Genomic DNA, 17042 nt, shown 5'->3' with positions numbered 1-17042 from the left:
CCATGCCTACCCCGAACCTTCGTATTCGCCAGATCGACGCCCGCCACCGCGACGAGCTGTTCGCGCGCCGCACCGAGTTCCTGGCCGATCCACCGCGTGCAGACGAGACCACGTCGACCGGCCGGGTCATCTTCCACACGGTCTGGGTGCACTACCGCGACAACGAGCGCTTCGCCGAGTCGGTTGGTCCGCGCATCGAGCACACGTTCGACCAGGTGATGGGCCGGACATGGCTGGTGCCGGCCGGGGAAGGCGACCCGATCCCGGTGCCCACGCCCCTGCTGATGGGCGCGGTCATGGCGGCGTTCGACGTCATCGCCAACGAGAGCCTGGCCGCGACCCTGCCGATGCCGGCCATGGTGCCGCCGGCCTCGATCGAGGTGCCGCCGCCAGCGCTGCCGGACAACCCTGACACCAGTCCGGCCAGCTGACCGACAGCGCGGCCGCCCCTCCCGGCGCAATCTGCGCTCACAGCACGTGCGCGCGTCGGTCCAATTGGTGTTGGGTGCCGTCGCCGGCCACGGCCAGCGCACGCTGCTGTCTCCGCCCGGGGTCGTCGCGTTCCTCATTTCTGAAGAACGGGGGCGTCTCCGTCCGTGCGACGCGGATGCCTACGATGCGCGGATGCTCCCGACCGACTACCGATGGCTGCACGGCGACGACCGGTCGCACCTTCATTTCCGGTTCGCCTGCGTGGCATGGGTGCAGCTGGACGGGTCGTTCTGGATCCTCGGCTGGCACGGCAGCGAGGTCGTGGGCTCGGCGGCATCGAAGGCCCAGGCGGCACGCTTCGTCGAACGAATGATCGAGGTGCGCGGCCTGCCGTTCAAGCCGCGGAAGGCGAAGCGGGGTGGGTAGGTGGATGGGTAGGCCTGACCCCGGAAACGAAAAACCCCGCAAATTAGCGGGGTTTCGCGTTCTGTCTGGCGGAGAGAGGGGGATTCGAACCCCCGAAGCGCGGTTTAGACGCTTACACACTTTCCAGGCGTGCTCCTTCAACCACTCGGACACCTCTCCGGGAATCGCCCGCATGCGGTCGAAACCGGCACGCGGCCACCACGGCACGCCGCGGGCCGGCCATTCTATCCGGGGCCGGGGCGGGTCACAAGGAACGTCGACGGGCGTGGCAGAATAGGGTGATGTCCTATCTCGTCCTCGCCCGCAAGTGGCGTCCGAAGCGCTTTGCCGAACTGGTCGGGCAGGAGCACGTGGTGCGTGCGCTGACCAATGCGCTGGAGACCGGCCGGGTCCATCACGCCTTCCTGTTCACCGGCACGCGCGGCGTGGGCAAGACCACGATCGCGCGCATCTTCGCCAAGAGCCTGAACTGCGAGACCGGCACCTCGTCCGATCCCTGCGGCGCCTGCGAAACCTGTCTGGCGATCGACGCCGGTCGCTACATCGACCTGCTCGAGATCGACGCCGCCAGCAACACCGGTGTGGACGACGTGCGCGAACTGATCGACAACGCGCAGTACATGCCCTCGCGCGGCCGGGTGAAGGTGTACCTGATCGACGAAGTGCACATGCTGTCGAAGTCGGCGTTCAATGCGCTGCTCAAGACGCTGGAGGAGCCGCCGGGGCACGTGAAGTTCCTGCTGGCGACGACCGATCCGCAGAAGCTGCCGGTGACCGTGCTCTCGCGCTGCCTGCAGTTCAATCTCAAACGCCTGGACGAGGCCCAGATCCAGGGCCAGATGACCCGGATTCTCGAGGCCGAGGGCATCGTCGCCGAGTCCGGGGCGCTCCGGCAGCTGTCCAAGGCCGCCGACGGCAGCCTGCGTGACGGGCTGTCGCTGCTCGACCAGGCCATCGCCTACACCGGTGCGGGTGGCGAGGGCGGCGCGCTGGCCGACGACGCGGTGGCCACGATGCTCGGCAGCGTCGACCGCACGCGCGTGGGCACCCTGCTGGCGGCGCTGGCGGCCGGCGACGGCGCGCAGCTGATGGCCGAGGTGGCCACGCTGGCGGACTTCTCGCCGGACTGGTCGAGCGTGCTGGATGCGCTGGCCGAAGCATTGCATCGCATCCAGGTGCGCCAGCTGGTGCCGGAGGTGGCCGTCGAGGCCGACGGCCTGGATCTCGACGCACTCGCGGCCGCAGCGCGGCCCGAGGTCGTGCAGCTGTGGTACCAGATGGCGCTCAACGGGCGTCGTGACCTCGCGCTCGCGCCGAGCCCGCGTGCGGGTTTCGAGATGTCGCTGCTGCGGATGCTCGCGTTCCGACCCGCCGCCGACGGGGCCAGAGCGGCGGGCGATGGCGGCACGCAGACGCGTTCCGCCGGCCCGGCCGCCGCACGCGCTGCGCTGGGCGGGGCAGTGCCCGAGCGTGAGGCGGCGGGCGCGTCGTCCGGCCCCGTGTCCACGCCGGCAGCGGCGGCGGTGCGACAGGCCACTCCCGACCCGGCGCGTCCGTCCGTGCCGGAGGCGGTGCGTTCGGCCGACATCGAAATACCGCGCCGGGCCGCCGTCGCGACGCCGGCCGCACCGGCGCCCCCGACCGCGGGGCGCATCGGAGCACTCGATGCCGACCGGTGGCTGGATCTGGTCGCCGATCTGCCGCTGCGCGGACCGGTGCGCGAACTGGCCGCCAGTGCCGCGTTCGTCGGCTTCGACGACGGCGTGCTGCGGCTGGCGCTGCCCGAATCGGACGAACACCTCAAGGCGCCGATCATGGTCCACCAACTGGCCGACGCCCTGGCGTCGCCGCTTGGGCATGCGCCGCAGATCCGCTTCGAGGCCGCGCCCGCCAGCGCCGCGCCGACGCTGCACGAACGCAATGCGCGCGAGCGCGAGACGCGGCAGTCGTCGGCCGAACAGAACTTTCTCTCGGACCCGGACGTGCAGCGGCTGATGTCGCAGCAGGGCGCGAAGCTCGTGCCGGATTCCATCCGCCCCTACGACGAACAAGGACTCAACTGATGCGTGGAAACATTGCCCAGCTGATGCAGCAGGCGCAGAAGATGCAGGAAAACATGCAGCGCGTGCAGCAGGAAATCGCCGCGCTCGAAGTCACCGGCAGCGCCGGCGGCGGCATGGTCAGCGTCACCCTGAGCGGTGCCAAGGAATGCCGCAAGGTGCGTATCGACCCGAGCGTGCTGTCGGATCCGGAAATGGCCGAAGACCTGATCGCCGCCGCGTTCAACGATGCCTCTAACAAGATCGACGAGGAATCGAAGACGCGCATGGCCGGTGCGACGGCGGGCATGCCGTTGCCGCCGGGCATGAAGCTGCCGTTCTGAAGGGCCGGATTGGTGATTCGGGATTCATGATTCGAAGAAGCGGATCGCGACACTGGCTGCTTTGTCGAATCACCCATCACCAATGACGAATCACGGCTCCCGATGTCCGCTCTGCTTGACCAGTTGATCGATGCATTGCGCGTGCTGCCCGGCGTCGGGCACAAGTCCGCGCAGCGCATGGCGTATCACGTGCTCGAACGCGGCCGTGAGGGCGGCGCGCGTCTGGCGACGGCGCTGGCCGAGGCGGTCGAAAAGATCGGGCACTGCGAGCGCTGCCGCGACTTCAGCGAGACTCCGGTGTGCCCGACGTGCGCGAACGCCTCGCGCGATGCGCATACGCTGTGCGTGGTCGAATCTCCGGCCGACCGCCTCGCGATCGAGCAGGCCACCGGCTACCGCGGGTTCTACTTCGTGCTGCAGGGCCGGCTGAGTCCGCTCGACGGCATCGGCCCGCGCGAACTCGGGCTCGACAGCCTGTCGACGCGGCTGGCGGAGGGCGAGGTGCGCGAACTGATCATCGCCACCAATCCGACCGTCGAAGGGGAGGCGACCGCGCATTACCTGGCTCAGATCGCCCGCCAGCACGACGTGCGTCCCAGCCGCCCCGCGCACGGTCTGCCGCTCGGCGGCGAGCTGGAGTACGTGGACCGGGGCACGCTGTCACACGCCTTCGGCAGCCGCAGCGATGTGGTTTGAGCGCGGTGAGCGGTCATGGGTGACGGGTGAGTCGAAGAGCCGGGCGCTTGCCTCTGCCACCATGCTCTTTCCCGAATCCCCAATCCCGAATCCCGAATCACGAATCACGGCCCGCCCATGACCCTCTTCCACAAGATCATCCAGCGCGAAATTCCGGCCGACATCGTCTACGAGGACGAGCACCTGATCGCCTTCCGGGACATCGCGCCGCAGGCGCCGGTGCATGTGCTGTTCGTGCCGAAGGCCACTTACGCGACGCTCAACGACGTGCCGGCTGATGCCCCGGAGATCGTCGGCCGTCTGGCGGTTGCCGCCGCTGCGTATGCCAGGGCGCAGGGCTTCGCCGAGGACGGCTACCGCATCGTCATGAACTGCAATGGAGACGGCGGCCAGACGGTGTTTCAGATCCATCTGCACCTGCTCGCGGGCGCACCCCTGGGCCGCTTCGGCACACCGGACGGCGCACGTCCCGCGCAGTTGTAATGGCCGCGGTGCCAGAACGCGCGTCGGTTACAGATCGATGCGCCTGCCGAGGCCAGCGCCGGTGCGAGCGGCGGCTCCGGCACCGGCAACATGCAGGGACCGCGAAGACACCAGGAGCGCATCTTCGCCTCCCGTGACGGCCGTCTCGCGTCCTCGCCCGAGCAGACCTCCGACGCGACGCTCTGACGAATCACGAATCACGAATCACGAATCACGACCCCGTTGCCTCACCAGTAGCCCCACCACGGCCACGGCGCCGGCCGGGTCACCACGTCCACGTGCTCGCGCAGCGGCCACAGGTAGACCACCTCGGCATCGATCCGAGGAAACCGGTAGTCGTATTCGCCGATGCGTCGTGTGTCGTAACCGGCGATGCGGCCGGTGAATGTCACTTCGCGGTTGACCTGGAACACCGCGGGGTCGTAGAAGCCCCTGCGGCAGGCGAGGAACCGGCCGTTGGTGTCGTCCGCGGCCCAGTACGGCCGGCCGTTGGCGGTGAGACGCGTGGCGATCATTTCGAAACAGGTCGCGTCCGGCCGCGGCTCGACCTGGACGATGCGCCCGCCCCAGCGGACGGCGGTGCCCGTGTAATCCCCCTGGACCGCCGCGTGCGGCGTGGGCTGCTCGACGTAGGGACCTTGCAGGGGCTTGGGTTGCGAGGCGCAGGCGCCCAGCACCAGGGCCAGCGCGGCGACGGACAGCAGGCGGATCGGCGTCATCGGTCGGAGGTCTCGGCATCGGGGCGGTGCGCGCGCAGATCGCGCAGCAGCCGCGGGTCGGCTGCGCCGCGAGCGTAGCGGGCGTGCACGAAACGACGGGTGATGGCGACCAGCGCAGGCGCGCCGCCGCGCGCGGCGGCCACCCGTGCCGCCCAGGCCAGCGGCGCCTCGTGCGCGTCGCGTTCCAGCCCGTGCCGCGCGTAGCGCCGCCCCAACGCATGCCAGGCGCGCAGCAGCGGATCGCGTTCGCGCTCGCTGCGCGCGATCCGCCACAGCATCCAGCCCAGCGCCAATGTCGCCACCAGCGCGAACAGCAGCGCCAGCGTCGCCGTGTCGCCCGGGTCGAACCCGATCCGTTGCAGCATCAGCTGCTGGCTGCCGGCATCGAAACCGAGCACCAGATCGTTCCAGCCGCGCCGCGCCCAGTCGCCGATGTCGAGCAGCGGCGCGAGTGCACCGCCTGCTGCACCGCCGGCGCCGAGGCGGTCTTCGATCGTGTCGTAGATGCGCTCGGGTGCGACCGCAGCAGTGGGATCCACCCGGACCCAGCCGCGATCGCCGAGCCAGACTTCCACCCAGGCATGGGCGTCCATCCGCCGCACGATCCAGTAGCCGCCGTAGGCATTGCGATAGCCGCCCACGTAGCCGGTGACCACGCGCGCGGGAATTCCGGCTTCGCGCATCAGCACGGCGAAGGCCGAGCTGAAGTGTTCGCAGAAGCCGGCCTTGTACTCGAACAGGAACTCGTCGACCGCGTTGCGGCCCGGCAGGGGCGTGTCCAGCGTGTAGCCGAACTCGCTGCGGATCCACGCCAGGCCGCGATCCACCAGCGCACCGTCGTCGGGGGTCTCCGACCGCCATTGCCGCGCGAGTTCGCGCGTGCGCGGGTTGAAGCCCTCGGGCAGGCGCAGCGCCTGCGCACGCAGGGTATCGGGCAGGTCGGCCTCGAAGCGCACCGGCGGCGAGGATTGCAACTGCCAGCGGCTCACGCGGTCGAGGCGGCGCGGACTGGTCAGGGTCCAGGTGTGCGAGGCGTCCATGCCGTCGGGGAGCGCCAGCGGCATCTCCAGCGCGACCAGCAGGTTGCGTTCGGTGGGCTCGACGGTGATCTCGTAGTCCCACACCACGGCGCCGTGCTCCACCTCGGCCGGCGGCAGATGCCGCAACCACGGCGAGGCGGTCCAGGTGCGGCCGTCGTAGTCGGTGAGCGTGGGGCCGCGCCAGTACATGTCGCGTGTGTCCGGCTCGGCGCCGCGGAAGGTCGCGCGCAGCGCGGGCGTGTCGTCGACGATCAGGTCCAGCCACTGGCCGGGTGACATCTCGTCCGACAGCCCGGGGCGCGCGACCGACAGCTCCGGCACGCCCCACAACGGTGTGGCCAGACGCGGGAACAGCCAGAACGCGGCGAGGACGAGCGGAAGCCCGGTGGCCGCCAGACGCAGCACGATGCGCAGCCGTTGCGCGTCGCTGCCCGGCGTCGCGGCGAGACCGGATTCCTGTTCCGACAGCCGCAGCAGGGCCATCAACACCAGCGTGGTGGCGACGAGCCCCAGTGCCAGCGACACCGGTCCCTGGTCGAGCAGGAAGGTCGCGAACGGTGCGAACAGCGCGAAGCCCAGCAGGCTGCGCGCATCGCGCACGGTGCGCAGTTCCGAGGGCTTGATCGCCAGCATCGCGGCGAGCAGCGCAGAGCCGGTATCGCGGCCCAGCGAGAAGCCGCTCTGCACCAGCACTAGGCCGAGCAGCGCGATCGCGAGCGGACCGCGCAGCCAGCCCGCCACTTCGCCGCGCGATGCGAGCCAGGCGACGATCGCGCCGATGCCCGCGATCGCGATCGCACTCGTACCGGGCAGCTGCAGCAGCAAGGGCAGAACACAGGCGGCCGCGGCCAGCAGGACACGCCGCCGTGCGCCGGCGTCCAGCCGCCCGGATGGCGATGCGCTCATCGCGCCTCCGGCAGCAGGGCGAGGGCACGCAGGCATGCGTGCCGGTGGGTGGCACCGGCATCGGGGCCGAGCGACGCTCGGCCCGGCACGTCCAGCCGGTAACGCAGGCCGTCACGTTCGGCCTCGTCCACCCAGCGGGCCAGGCGCCGGATGCGGTCCTCGTAGGCGAGGCCGGCGGTTCCGGCCCAGTCGAGCACGACGTCGGCGCCCTGGGGCCGTTCGAGTTCGCGCACGATCAGCGCGTCGCGACGCGCCGACGGCTTCCAGGCGATCGCGCGCCGGGCGTCGCCCTGGCGCCACTCGCGCAGGTGGTGCAGATCGTCGCCGGCGGCATGCAGCCGCGCCTGTGCGGTGTCGCCGCCGCCCAGCGGCAGTGGCGGTCCGGAAGACTCGGGCGCGGGGTACACCAGCACCGGCGTTTCGGGCCATACCCAGGACCAGGCCCGGGCCAGTCCGAACGGCCGCGATGTCGAGATCCGCAGCCGCGGCAACGTCCGCCAGCCGCGCTGCCGGGTTTCCAGCTGCAGCGTGGCGTCGCCGGCGGTGGCGTCCAGCGACAGCACCGCGCGGTCGCCTTCGCCGTCGACCTGCAGGCCGCGGCGCTCACGCCCCGCCGGTGCGGCCGCGTGCAGCCGCAGCGTCATCGGGCGCCCGGCCGGCACGGGTTCGCCGTGCACCGCATGGATCTCGAGACCGCTCAGCTGCAGCTGGGTCCACAGCAGGCTGGCCAGGGTCGCGCCGATCAGCAGCAGGCACAGCAGCAGGGCGGGGTTGTTGTTGTAGTTCAGCGCGCCCACCGCCATCGTCACCAGCAGGGCGACCAGGAACCCGCCGAAGGCCGTGGGCAGGATGTAGATGCGACGCCGGTCGAGCCGCACCGGCAGGGGCTCCGGCGCACGGGGGCGCGCCCAGGATTCGACGCGGCGGCGCAGGCCGGCGGACAGGGACATCGGCCGCGCCCGCGTCAGTCGACCGGAACGGCCTGCAGGATCGCGTCGGCGATCGCGCTGCCGGCGGCAGCGGCATCACTGTCGGCCACCAGGCGGTGCGAGGCGATCAACGGGAACAGCGTCTGCACGTCGTCGGGCAGCGCATGGTCGCGGCCCTGGAGCAGGGCCAGGGCCCGCGCGGCACGCAGCAGCGCGAGTCCGGCGCGCGGCGACAGGCCGACGCGCACGCCGGGATGCTGCCGGCTGCGCGTGAGCAGCGCCTGCACGTAATCGATCAATGCGGGGCTGGCATGCACGCCGAGCACGCCGCGCCGCACGTGCCGCAGCTCCTCCGCCCCGATCAGCGGCATCATGCCGGCGATCAGGGTGCGCCGGTCCTCGCCGGCCAGCAACGCGCGCTCGGCGTCGCGGTCGGGATAGCCGAGGTTGAGCCGCAGCAGGAAGCGGTCGAGCTGGGAATCGGGCAGCGGGTAGGTGCCCGACAGGTCGACCGGATTCTGGGTCGCGATCACGAAGAACGGGTCGGGCAGGGCGTGGGTGACGCCGTCGACGGTGACCTGGTGTTCGGCCATCGCCTCGAGCAGTGCACTCTGCGTGCGCGGCGGTGCGCGGTTGATCTCGTCGGCCAGCAGCACGTTGGTGAACACCGGGCCGCCGTGGAATTCGAAGCGCCGCGCGCCGCCGTCGTACACGGAGACGCCGACCACGTCCGACGGCAACAGGTCGGACGTGAACTGCACCCGCTGGAAGTCCAGCCCCACAGTGGCCGCGATCGCGTGCGCGAGCGTGGTCTTGCCGAGGCCGGGCAGGTCTTCGATGAGGATGTGTCCATCCGCGAGCAGGGCCACGAAGCTCATCACCACTGCGGTCTGCTTGCCGAGCACGACGCGGTTGACCTGCGCCTGGGCCGATGACAGAGCCTCACGGTGGCGGTCGGTTAGCATGACGGGCGTCGTGGACGGATCGGACATGCATGGTCTCCCTGCGGCGTTTCCCTGGAGTGTAGCGAGGTCGGGTTCGATGCGGCGGATGGAAATGCGCACGGTGTTCATCGTGCTGTGGCTGGTGACCGTCGTACTGAAGCTGGTGATCGCATCCCGCCTTCCACTGTTCGTCGACGAGGCGTTCTACTGGCTCGAAGGCCAGCATCCGGCCTGGGCGTACTCCGATCTTCCCGGCTTGACGGCGTGGCTGATCCGCGTCGGCACCGAACTCTTCGGCGACGGCCTGCTCGCTGTGAGGCTGCCCTTCATCACCATATCGGCGCTGGTGCCGTGGTGGATCGTATGGTTGACGCGGCGCGAGTTCGGCGAGCACGCCGGCTGGTATTCGGGGTGCCTGGCGCTACTGTTGCCGCTGCTCGGCTCGCTCGGCGTGATGGCGCTGCCCGACGCGATTCTCGCGCTGGCGACCGTGATGTGCGTGGACGCGGGCGTGCGCCTGATGCGCGGCGTCAGTCACGGCAGCGCCGCGCTGCTGGCGATCGGCCTCACCCTGGGGGCGTTGAGTCACTACCGCTTCATCGCCGTCATCGGGGTCGGCATCGTCGCCCTGGTGTGCCTGCCCGGCGGTCGGGCGGCCTTGCGCGATCCACGCGTGTGGATCGCGATCATGGCGGGCGCCGCGGCCTGGATTCCCCTTGTGGCGTGGAACGTCGATAACGCCGAGGCCGGACTCCGCTTCCAGATGGTGGACCGCCACCCCTGGGCGCTGCACGCCGACGGCTGGCGGTTCGTGCTGATCCAGGCGGCCGTGGTCACCCCGCTGCTGTTCGCGGCCTTGCTGCTGGCGGCCTGGCGCAGCCGGCGCATGCCCGACGACGCCGCGCGGTTCCTCGCGCTGTGCGGCGCGCTGCTGGTCGCGGGGTTCTTCGTACTCGGCTTCGTGGCCGATACCGAGCGCGTGAGTTTCCACTGGCCCTTGCCCGGTTATCTGGCCCTGTTGCCGCTGGCCGGCTTCGTGCTGCTCGGGTGGCCGCGCGCGCTTCGCGCGGCGACGTGGGCCCTGCTGGTGGCAGGCTTTCTCGCCGTGAATGCGTACTACGTGGCGGTGTCGACGCCCCAGGTGCGCGAACGCGCCGCCGCATCGAAATGGTATCCGTCGAACTTCGCCGGCTGGGACGAACTCGCCGCAGCCGTGCGCGCTGAGCTCGATCGCATGCCGGCGGACACCGTGCTCGTGGCCGACAACTTCAAGATTGGCGCCGAGCTCGGCTTCGCGCTCGGCGATCCGCGGATCCGCGTGCTCGACCATCCGCTCAACCGGCATCACGGCCGCGCGCCCCAGCTCGCGCTGTGGGGCCTGCAGCTCGACGGGACACAGGACCTGGACGGCCGGCCGGCGCTGGTCGTCGTCGGTGCCACCGACGTGAAATTCAGCGCGCTGCTCGATCGTTACCAGACGCTCTGCGCCCGCTTCGGCAGCCTGCCGGTCACGCGTGTGGTCAATGCCGACCGGGGCGCGCAGCGTTTCGTGCTGTCGCGTATCGAATCCGATGCGCCGGCGGGCGCCTGCGTCACGCCGGCGGTGGCGCACATCGATACGCCTGCCGCAGGGGCGCGGGCGCACGGTGTCGTCGACGTGCGCGGCTGGGCGGTCAAGGACGTCAGCGGGATCGCCTCGGTCGCGGTGACACTCGACGGCGTACCGGTCGCCGAGGCCGTGTACGGGCAACCCAACGGCTGGGTCGCGGGCTTCCTGCAGAACCGGGCGCGTGACCCCTCGCTGCCGGATGTCGGCTTCTCGGCGCGCGTGGATCTCGGCGACCGCGCGCCCGGCCTGTACTGGCTGGGTCTGCGCATCACCGGGGGCGACGGTTCGGTCGAGGACTGGGCGGAGCAGCCGCTGCGGATCACCGCGCCAGCCCGCACCGATTGACCATTACGGCAACGGATACCCTGCGTCGCGCAGCAGGGCCGCGGTTCCGATCAGCGGAAGCCCGATCAAGGCGGTCGGATCGCGGCTCTCGATCGCCTCGAACAACGTGATGCCGAGGCCTTCGCACTTGAAGCTGCCGGCGCAGTCGAACGGCCGCTCGGCGTCGACGTAACGCGCGATCTCGTCCGCGGTGAGTCTCCGGAACACCACGTCGGTCCGATCTTCGGCGACGTGCGTGGGATGGCCGTAGCGGGCCAGCGCGACGACGGTGTGGAAGCGCACGCGCCGGCCGGACATGGCGCCGAGCTGGCTCACGGCGCGCTCGCGATCGCCGGGCTTTCCGAGGGGCCGGCCCTCGAGTTCGGCGACCTGGTCGGACCCGATGACCCAGCTCTCGGGCGCGAGCGCGGCGACGGCCTCGGCCTTGGCGCGAGCCAGGCGGTGGGCGAGCTGTCCAGGCGTCTCGCCCGCCCGCGGAGTTTCGTCGACGTCCGGACGCCGGCAGTCGAACGGCAGACGTAACCGCATGAGCAGATCGCGGCGATACGCGGACGTGGAGCCGAGGATCAACGGCGCGGGCATGCTCAGATGCCGGCGGCGGCGCGGGCTTCGGCCAACTGCGCCAGGTGGCGGTCGATCTTGGTCTGCGCCGCGACGATCGAGTCGCGCAACGTGTCCAGCGTGGCCACGCTGGCCTCGGCACCGTGCTGCTGCAGCCACAGGCGCTGGCGCAGCATTTCCTGGAGGGCGTCGCGGACCGGGTCCGTATCGCCCGCGTCGAGACTGCCCAGCTGGCTCCGGGCCAGTCGCAACCTGGCCTCGAACGCATCCGCCGCGTCCAGCACCCGCGCATAGGCCAGGCGGCGCCGGCGCACGCGCCGCCCGTGCCAGAGGCCTACAATGGCGGCGGCGAGGACGGCGGACAGCAGCAGACTGGGGATCGTGGGCACGGCTGGGATTCGGCGGCTCGGCCCGGCAGTCTGCCGGTCGGACGGGGACGGGAGCAAACGCGGGCCGGGCGCGCGGGTCGCATCGATTCCGCGTCGTTGACAGTGCCGTCCGGCATCTTTAACATTCAGCGGCTTATGTCCGCCCAGATGCCCGAGATCGTCGATGCGTGGCGCATGGTCGCGACCAGGAGCCGCCTGGAAGGGCGGCTGGCGTTGTCCGCGATGCCCCGCCTGTCCGAGGCGCTCGCCGATACCGACAGTGTGGATGCCGTGTGCTCGATCGAGTTCGGCCACGATGCGCTGCAGACGGCATTCGCCGAACTGCGCATCGAGGCGGAACTGCCGTTGATGTGCCAGCGCACCCTGCGCCGGTTCGTATTGCCGGTGCAGGTGGTGCAGCGGCTTGGCCTGATCCGCGATGAAGCGGAGGAGGCCGGGTTGCTGCCCGACGTCGAAGCGCTGCTCGTGCCGGAGGACGGCATGCTGGCGCCGGCCACGATGGTCGAGGACGAACTCATCCTGGCGGTTCCGGTGATCCCGGTCGCGCCCGGGTCCGAATCGGTCGAGCGTGACTGGCCGGTATCGACGGAAGAAGAATCTCGCGCCAACCCGTTCGCGGCGTTGGCGGGTTTGAAGAAAGACCGAAACAACTAGACCTTGCTGGAGCAATTCCCATGGCTGTGCAGAAATCCCGCGTCACCCCGTCCCGTCGTGGCATGCGCCGCGCGCACGACAAGCTCGACGCCAAGCTGCTGTCGACCGACCCGACGACGGGCGAGACGCATATCCGTCACCACGTCACCGCCGACGGTTACTACCGCGGCAAGCAGGTGATCCAGCCGAAGACGCGGATCGTCGAAGAAGACTGATCCAGCGTGCGGGTCCGTCGCCCCATGCGGCGGACCCTTCGATCATCCGGGCGGCGCGCCCGCTGCGGTGACGCACCTGGCCGATCCGTCGGCACGGTGGCCGTCCCCAGCATCCGCACAGGCGAGGGCAGCCCCCACGATGACCAGCGACCGCATCTATTCCCGCATTGCAGGCACCGGCAGCTATCTGCCCGAAAAGGTGCTGACCAACGACGACCTGTCGAAGATCGTCGACACCAATGACGAGTGGATCGCGGCGCGTACCGGCATCCGCGAGCGGCACATCGCCGCCGAGGGCGAGACCACGAGCGATCTGGCGTTCCATGCCGCGACCCGCGCCATGGATGCCGCTGGTGTGGCTGCGTCCGAGATCGACCTGATCATCGTCGGCACGACGACGCCGGACATCATCTTCCCGTCGACCGCCTGTCTGCTGCAGGCGCGGCTCGGGGCCAACGGCTGCGGCGCGTTCGACGTCAATGCGGCGTGTTCGGGCTTCCTGTTCGCGTTGTCGGTCGCCGACAAGTTCATCAAGTCCGGCGATGCGAAGACCGTGCTCGTGGTGGGCGCCGAGACGCTGACCCGCATGGTGGACTGGACCGAGCGCACCACCTGCGTGCTGTTCGGCGACGGCGCCGGTGCCGTCGTACTCAAGGCCGATACCGAAACCGGCATCCTCAGCACCCATCTCCACGCCGACGGCGCGAAGAAGGAACTGCTGTGGAATCCGGTGGGTGTGTCGGTCGGATTCAAGGAAGGCGAGAAGAACGCCGGCGTGCGCATCAACATGGCCGGCAGTGACGTCTTCAAGTACGCGGTCAAGGCGCTGGACTCGGTGGTCGAGGAGACGCTCATCGCCAACGGCCTGGATCGCCACGACATCGACTGGCTCATTCCGCACCAGGCCAACCTGCGCATCATCGAAGCCACCGCCAAGCGGCTGGAAATGCCGATGGATCGCGTCGTGGTGACCGTGGACAAGCACGGCAACACCTCGTCGGGTTCGGTGCCACTGGCCCTCGACGAGGCGGTGCGCTCGGGCCGCGTGCAGCGCGGTCAGCTCGTGCTGCTGGAGGCCTTCGGCGGCGGCTTTACCTGGGGTTCGGCGCTGCTGCGCTATTGAGCCGGTCGGTCGTGGTGCGTCGCATGCGTGCCACGGCCGCATCGTGCTCGCCATGACACAGGAGGCCTCGTGGGCGTCGAATCGATCGTGGTCGCCGGGCGTGACGCCTGGCTCAAGGCCTATGACCAGGGCGACAACCGCCGTCTGGCACTCGGCCTTCTGGATGCCGTCGCGCGTCGGCTCGACATCGATGCGCTGCGGCCGCCGCCGCATCCGGGAGGCGGTGCGGCCAAACGCATCGAAGCCCGTCGCATCCGCGAACTCGCGGCGCTCGGCGTGCGTGTGCCGCGCGTCCTCGGCGAAGGCGAGTCGACGCTGCTGCTGAGCGACATCGGCGCCACGCTGGCCGCGCGCCTGCGTGAGGCCGCGGACGCGCAGACGGTCGACGCCCTCACGACGCGCGTGATCGACGCAATCGCGGATGCGCATGCGCGCGGCGCGTATTTCGGCCAGCTGGTGCCGCGCAACATCACCCTCGACGACGACGGCCGTGTCGGCTTCATCGATTTCGAAGAAGACCCGCTCGACGTCATGTCTCTGCCGCAGGCGCAGGCGCGCGACTGGCTGCTGTTCGCATTCGGCATGGCGAAGTACTACGACGGTCGCACCGACGTCCTCGCGGGCCTGCTGTCCGCGGCCCTGCAGCGCGCACCGGACGTCGCGGCGCATGCCGGGCGGGTCGGGCGGCTGGGGCGTCTTGCGCGCAGTCTGCGTCGACTCGGCCGTTCGGCGCGGCAGGTCGCGCATTCGATTCTCGTTGTCCGCGCGGCGACGGTGCTGCCGATGCTGCTGGTCGCGGCGCTGCTGTGGGACCTGATCGAAGACGGCGAACTCGAGCTGGTGCAACTGCTGTTCTGAGCGTCGCGCAATACGCCCCGGTACAGACAATGTCGCGCGATGGCCTTTATCATCGCCCCGCTTCAACGACTGGAAGACCGCGTGACCGCATCGCACCTCGCATTCGTGTTTCCCGGGCAGGGCTCGCAATCGCTCGGCATGCTCGGCGAACTCGCCGCGCAGCACGACGTGATCCAGGCGACCTTCGCGGAGGCCTCGAACGGTGCCGGCGTCGATCTGTGGACGCTGGCGCAGCAGGGCCCGGAGGCCGAGCTCAACCGCACCGAATTCACCCAGCCCGCATTGCTGGCCGCCAGTGTCGCGCTGTGGCGTCTGTGGTTGTCGCAGCGGGGCGACCGGCCGGCATGGCTGTCCGGTCACAGCCTCGGCGAATACTCGGCGCTGGTCGCGGCCGGGGCGCTGTCGCTGGAAGAGGGCGCGCGCCTGGTGCGCCTGCGTGGCCAGCTGATGCAGGACGCCGCGCCCGCCGGTACCGGCGCGATGGCGGCCGTGCTCGGCGCCGACGATGCGCTGGTGATCGAGGTCTGCGCGCAGGCGGCGGGCAACCAGGTGGTGGTGCCGGCCAATTTCAATTCCCCCGGCCAGATCGTCATCGGCGGCGATGCCGATGCGGTCGACCGTGCGCTCGCGCTGCTGGCCGAGCGCGGCGTGCGCAAGGCGGTCAAGCTGGCGGTCAGCGTGCCTTCGCATACGCCGCTGATGCGCGAGGCGGCCGACCGCCTGGCCGAGGCGATGGCCGGCCTGGCGTGGCACACGCCCGAAATTCCGGTCGTGCAGAACGTGGACGGCACGGTGCACGACGGGGTCGATGCGATCCGCCAGGCGCTCGTGCAGCAGCTCTATCGCCCGGTGCAATGGACCGCCTGTGTGCAGACCCTGGCGGCGCAGGGCGTGACCGCCGTGGCCGAATGCGGCCCGGGCAAGGTGCTCAGTGGCCTGGTCAAGCGCATCGACAAGTCGCTGGAGGCGCGGCCACTGGCGACGCCGGCGGAGTTCGCCGCGGCACTGGATGTCTGGGTCCACTGAGTCGGGCCGATCCGGCGGCACGCGCCCCGCGTGCCGTCTCCGTTCTCGTCGCGGCCCGGGCGCCGCGTTCTCTTCCGTCGAGGAATCGCATCATGAGCAAGCCCCTGCAGGGTGAGATCGCGCTGGTCACCGGCGCAAGCCGCGGCATCGGTGCCGCCATCGCCGACACGCTGGCCGCGCAGGGCGCGACCGTGATCGGCACCGCGACCAGCGACGCCGGCGCGGCGAAGATCGGCGAGCGGCTGTCCGCCCACGGTGGCCACGGCCGCGTGCTGGATGTCGCGCAGGCGGGTGCGATCGAAGCCCTGGTCGACGCGATCGCGTCCGAGTTCGGGGCGATCTCGATCCTCGTGAACAATGCCGGCATCACCCGCGACAACCTGCTGATGCGCATGAAGGACGAGGACTGGCAGGCCATCCTCGACACCAATCTGACCAGTGTCTACCGCAGCTCGAAGGCGGTGATGCGCGGCATGATGAAGGCGCGCAAGGGACGCATCGTCAATATCGCCTCGGTGATCGGCGTGACCGGCAACGCGGGCCAGGCCAACTACGCCGCGGCCAAGGCCGGCATCATCGCCTTCAGCAAGTCGCTGGCCAAGGAGATCGGCTCGCGTGGCGTCACCGTCAACGTGGTCGCGCCCGGCTTCATCGCCACCGACATGACGCGCGATCTTCCCGAGGCGTCGAAGGCCGCACTGACCGAGCAGATCGCCCTGGGACGCCTCGGCGAACCCGACGACATCGCGCAGGCCGTGGCGTTTCTCGTCGGTCCGTCGGCGGCGTACATCACCGGCGAGACATTGCACGTCAACGGCGGCATGTACATGCCCTGATGCGGGCCTGGATGCACCCCTGATTCAAGGGCAAGTCGTTGAAAGGCAAGGGCATCGATGGTGGTACGCCCGTCGCCCGGCTTTCCCTTACACTATCCACCGAAATCGCCTCCCCGGAGCAGACTACCCATGAGCAACATCGAAGAACGCGTCAAGAAGATCGTCATTGAACAGCTGGGCGTGAAGGAAGACGAAGTCAGCAACAGCGCGTCGTTCGTCGACGATCTCGGCGCCGATTCCCTCGACACCGTCGAGCTGGTGATGGCACTGGAAGAAGAATTCGAGTGCGAGATTCCGGACGAGGAAGCCGAGAAGATCACCTCGGTGCAGCAGGCGATCGATTACATCAAGGCGCACACCAAGGGCTGATGCCCGCGTCCGCGCCCACGGTTCACCCGCGCGGGCGCGAGACCGCTCCGGCCGCAGCGCGGCCGGACATCCAGGTTCCAGAGCACGAGGCCGCACTGC

The 17042-nt window shown here is 70.0% G+C and carries 20 protein-coding genes and 1 tRNA gene; 14 read left to right on the top strand and 7 right to left on the bottom strand.

What is annotated here, in order from left to right; all coding sequences use genetic code 11:
• Positions 1 to 2 precede the first annotated feature (2 nt).
• Both PQS31_RS01570 and PQS31_RS01565 read left to right on the top strand, forming a co-directional pair.
• Positions 3 to 431 carry a hypothetical protein gene (locus tag PQS31_RS01570; protein ID WP_272760925.1) on the top strand — a complete coding sequence of 143 codons (429 nt, stop codon included), beginning with the start codon at positions 3 to 5 and terminating at the stop codon, positions 429 to 431.
• Positions 432 to 624: 193 nt separating this feature from the next.
• Entirely contained in the window at positions 625 to 858 is a 234-nt protein-coding gene (locus PQS31_RS01565) for a hypothetical protein (protein WP_272760924.1), read from the top strand.
• Positions 859 to 924: 66 nt separating this feature from the next.
• Here the strand turns inward: PQS31_RS01565 and PQS31_RS01560 are convergent.
• A tRNA-Ser gene (locus PQS31_RS01560) sits at positions 925 to 1017 on the bottom strand.
• A gap of 122 nt (positions 1018 to 1139) precedes the next feature.
• On the opposite strand from PQS31_RS01560, the gene dnaX reads away from it, so the two are divergent.
• From dnaX to PQS31_RS01540, 4 genes are all read left to right on the top strand, one after another.
• On the top strand, positions 1140 to 2921 hold the full coding sequence (gene dnaX, locus PQS31_RS01555; RefSeq protein ID WP_272760923.1) for a DNA polymerase III subunit gamma/tau: 1782 nt from the start codon (positions 1140 to 1142) through the stop codon (positions 2919 to 2921).
• Positions 2921 to 3241 (top strand): YbaB/EbfC family nucleoid-associated protein, encoded by a 321-nt coding sequence (locus tag PQS31_RS01550; RefSeq protein ID WP_272760922.1) that lies wholly within the window; start codon positions 2921 to 2923, stop codon positions 3239 to 3241. Before dnaX ends, PQS31_RS01550 begins: the two co-directional genes overlap by 1 nt.
• A gap of 102 nt (positions 3242 to 3343) precedes the next feature.
• Positions 3344 to 3937, top strand: a complete 594-nt coding sequence (recR, locus tag PQS31_RS01545) for a recombination mediator RecR (RefSeq protein WP_272760921.1) — start codon at positions 3344 to 3346, stop codon at positions 3935 to 3937.
• Positions 3938 to 4054: 117 nt separating this feature from the next.
• Positions 4055 to 4420, top strand: coding sequence for a histidine triad nucleotide-binding protein (locus tag PQS31_RS01540; protein ID WP_272760920.1), 366 nt, complete (start codon positions 4055 to 4057; stop codon positions 4418 to 4420).
• A gap of 227 nt (positions 4421 to 4647) precedes the next feature.
• Here the strand turns inward: PQS31_RS01540 and PQS31_RS01535 are convergent, their stop codons facing one another.
• Genes PQS31_RS01535 through PQS31_RS01520 form a run of 4 tightly spaced genes read right to left on the bottom strand, consistent with a single transcriptional unit; the run spans position 4648 to position 9006 of the window.
• A complete protein-coding gene (locus PQS31_RS01535; protein WP_272760919.1) occupies positions 4648 to 5139 on the bottom strand; it encodes a Slp family lipoprotein in 492 nt (163 codons plus the stop codon).
• Positions 5136 to 7085 carry a DUF3488 and transglutaminase-like domain-containing protein gene (locus PQS31_RS01530; protein WP_272760918.1) on the bottom strand — a complete coding sequence of 650 codons (1950 nt, stop codon included), beginning with the start codon at positions 7083 to 7085 and terminating at the stop codon, positions 5136 to 5138. Before PQS31_RS01530 ends, PQS31_RS01535 begins: the two co-directional genes overlap by 4 nt.
• Positions 7082 to 8035 (bottom strand): DUF58 domain-containing protein, encoded by a 954-nt coding sequence (locus PQS31_RS01525; RefSeq protein ID WP_272760917.1) that lies wholly within the window; start codon positions 8033 to 8035, stop codon positions 7082 to 7084. The genes PQS31_RS01530 and PQS31_RS01525 overlap by 4 nt, the downstream gene beginning before the upstream one ends.
• Before the next feature lie 14 nt (positions 8036 to 8049).
• Entirely contained in the window at positions 8050 to 9006 is a 957-nt protein-coding gene (locus PQS31_RS01520; RefSeq protein WP_272760916.1) for an AAA family ATPase, read from the bottom strand.
• Positions 9007 to 9064: 58 nt separating this feature from the next.
• Between PQS31_RS01520 and PQS31_RS01515 the strand changes: the two genes are divergently transcribed.
• Entirely contained in the window at positions 9065 to 10912 is a 1848-nt protein-coding gene (locus PQS31_RS01515) for a glycosyltransferase family 39 protein (protein ID WP_272760915.1), read from the top strand.
• Between the two features lie 3 nt (positions 10913 to 10915).
• Here the strand turns inward: PQS31_RS01515 and PQS31_RS01510 are convergent, their stop codons facing one another.
• The gene (locus PQS31_RS01510; protein ID WP_272760914.1) at positions 10916 to 11494 is read right to left on the bottom strand and encodes a Maf family nucleotide pyrophosphatase; all 579 of its coding nucleotides are present in this window, start codon (positions 11492 to 11494) and stop codon (positions 10916 to 10918) included.
• A 2-nt stretch (positions 11495 to 11496) separates the two neighbouring features.
• Positions 11497 to 11862 (bottom strand): hypothetical protein, encoded by a 366-nt coding sequence (locus PQS31_RS01505; protein ID WP_272760913.1) that lies wholly within the window; start codon positions 11860 to 11862, stop codon positions 11497 to 11499.
• Positions 11863 to 11997: 135 nt separating this feature from the next.
• On the opposite strand from PQS31_RS01505, the gene PQS31_RS01500 reads away from it, so the two are divergent.
• The 7 genes from PQS31_RS01500 (at position 11998) to acpP (ending at position 16943) form a co-directional block, all read left to right on the top strand.
• Positions 11998 to 12516, top strand: coding sequence for a YceD family protein (locus PQS31_RS01500; RefSeq protein WP_272760912.1), 519 nt, complete (start codon positions 11998 to 12000; stop codon positions 12514 to 12516).
• Positions 12517 to 12536: 20 nt separating this feature from the next.
• On the top strand, positions 12537 to 12731 hold the full coding sequence (gene rpmF, locus PQS31_RS01495; protein WP_272760911.1) for a 50S ribosomal protein L32: 195 nt from the start codon (positions 12537 to 12539) through the stop codon (positions 12729 to 12731).
• A 139-nt stretch (positions 12732 to 12870) separates the two neighbouring features.
• Complete coding sequence (locus PQS31_RS01490; RefSeq protein WP_272760910.1) at positions 12871 to 13854, top strand: beta-ketoacyl-ACP synthase III; 984 nt, start codon at positions 12871 to 12873, stop codon at positions 13852 to 13854.
• 69 nt (positions 13855 to 13923) lie between these two features.
• Positions 13924 to 14712, top strand: a complete 789-nt coding sequence (locus tag PQS31_RS01485) for a serine/threonine protein phosphatase (RefSeq protein ID WP_272760909.1) — start codon at positions 13924 to 13926, stop codon at positions 14710 to 14712.
• A gap of 81 nt (positions 14713 to 14793) precedes the next feature.
• The gene (fabD, locus tag PQS31_RS01480; RefSeq protein WP_272760908.1) at positions 14794 to 15738 is read left to right on the top strand and encodes an ACP S-malonyltransferase; all 945 of its coding nucleotides are present in this window, start codon (positions 14794 to 14796) and stop codon (positions 15736 to 15738) included.
• Positions 15739 to 15830: 92 nt separating this feature from the next.
• A complete protein-coding gene (gene fabG / locus PQS31_RS01475) occupies positions 15831 to 16574 on the top strand; it encodes a 3-oxoacyl-ACP reductase FabG (RefSeq protein WP_272760907.1) in 744 nt (247 codons plus the stop codon).
• A 129-nt stretch (positions 16575 to 16703) separates the two neighbouring features.
• The gene (acpP, locus tag PQS31_RS01470; RefSeq protein WP_096208844.1) at positions 16704 to 16943 is read left to right on the top strand and encodes an acyl carrier protein; all 240 of its coding nucleotides are present in this window, start codon (positions 16704 to 16706) and stop codon (positions 16941 to 16943) included.
• Positions 16944 to 17042 lie beyond the last annotated feature (99 nt).

Source organism: Luteimonas sp. BLCC-B24 (assembly GCF_028550595.1).
In the GTDB taxonomy this organism is placed as follows: Bacteria; Pseudomonadota; Gammaproteobacteria; order Xanthomonadales; family Xanthomonadaceae; genus Luteimonas.
The sequence above is the reverse complement of the archived record's forward strand: the minus strand, read 5'-3'. Positions and strand labels throughout refer to the sequence as shown.

Bases quoted from the DNA above. Each gene is read 5' to 3' on its own strand.
- PQS31_RS01535 (WP_272760919.1), bottom strand. From the start codon at position 5,139: ATGACGCCGATCCGCCTGCTGTCCGTCGCCGCGCTGGCCCTGGTGCTG.
- PQS31_RS01550 (WP_272760922.1), top strand. From the start codon at position 2,921: ATGCGTGGAAACATTGCCCAGCTGATGCAGCAGGCGCAGAAGATGCAG.
- PQS31_RS01530 (WP_272760918.1), bottom strand. From the start codon at position 7,085: ATGAGCGCATCGCCATCCGGGCGGCTGGACGCCGGCGCACGGCGGCGT.
- PQS31_RS01525 (WP_272760917.1), bottom strand. From the start codon at position 8,035: ATGTCCCTGTCCGCCGGCCTGCGCCGCCGCGTCGAATCCTGGGCGCGC.
- PQS31_RS01565 (WP_272760924.1), top strand. From the start codon at position 625: ATGCTCCCGACCGACTACCGATGGCTGCACGGCGACGACCGGTCGCAC.
- PQS31_RS01520 (WP_272760916.1), bottom strand. From the start codon at position 9,006: ATGTCCGATCCGTCCACGACGCCCGTCATGCTAACCGACCGCCACCGT.
- rpmF (WP_272760911.1), top strand. From the start codon at position 12,537: ATGGCTGTGCAGAAATCCCGCGTCACCCCGTCCCGTCGTGGCATGCGC.
- PQS31_RS01510 (WP_272760914.1), bottom strand. From the start codon at position 11,494: ATGCCCGCGCCGTTGATCCTCGGCTCCACGTCCGCGTATCGCCGCGAT.
- dnaX (WP_272760923.1), top strand. From the start codon at position 1,140: ATGTCCTATCTCGTCCTCGCCCGCAAGTGGCGTCCGAAGCGCTTTGCC.
- PQS31_RS01540 (WP_272760920.1), top strand. From the start codon at position 4,055: ATGACCCTCTTCCACAAGATCATCCAGCGCGAAATTCCGGCCGACATC.
- PQS31_RS01570 (WP_272760925.1), top strand. From the start codon at position 3: ATGCCTACCCCGAACCTTCGTATTCGCCAGATCGACGCCCGCCACCGC.
- fabG (WP_272760907.1), top strand. From the start codon at position 15,831: ATGAGCAAGCCCCTGCAGGGTGAGATCGCGCTGGTCACCGGCGCAAGC.
- PQS31_RS01515 (WP_272760915.1), top strand. From the start codon at position 9,065: ATGGAAATGCGCACGGTGTTCATCGTGCTGTGGCTGGTGACCGTCGTA.
- PQS31_RS01490 (WP_272760910.1), top strand. From the start codon at position 12,871: ATGACCAGCGACCGCATCTATTCCCGCATTGCAGGCACCGGCAGCTAT.
- PQS31_RS01500 (WP_272760912.1), top strand. From the start codon at position 11,998: ATGTCCGCCCAGATGCCCGAGATCGTCGATGCGTGGCGCATGGTCGCG.
- acpP (WP_096208844.1), top strand. From the start codon at position 16,704: ATGAGCAACATCGAAGAACGCGTCAAGAAGATCGTCATTGAACAGCTG.
- recR (WP_272760921.1), top strand. From the start codon at position 3,344: ATGTCCGCTCTGCTTGACCAGTTGATCGATGCATTGCGCGTGCTGCCC.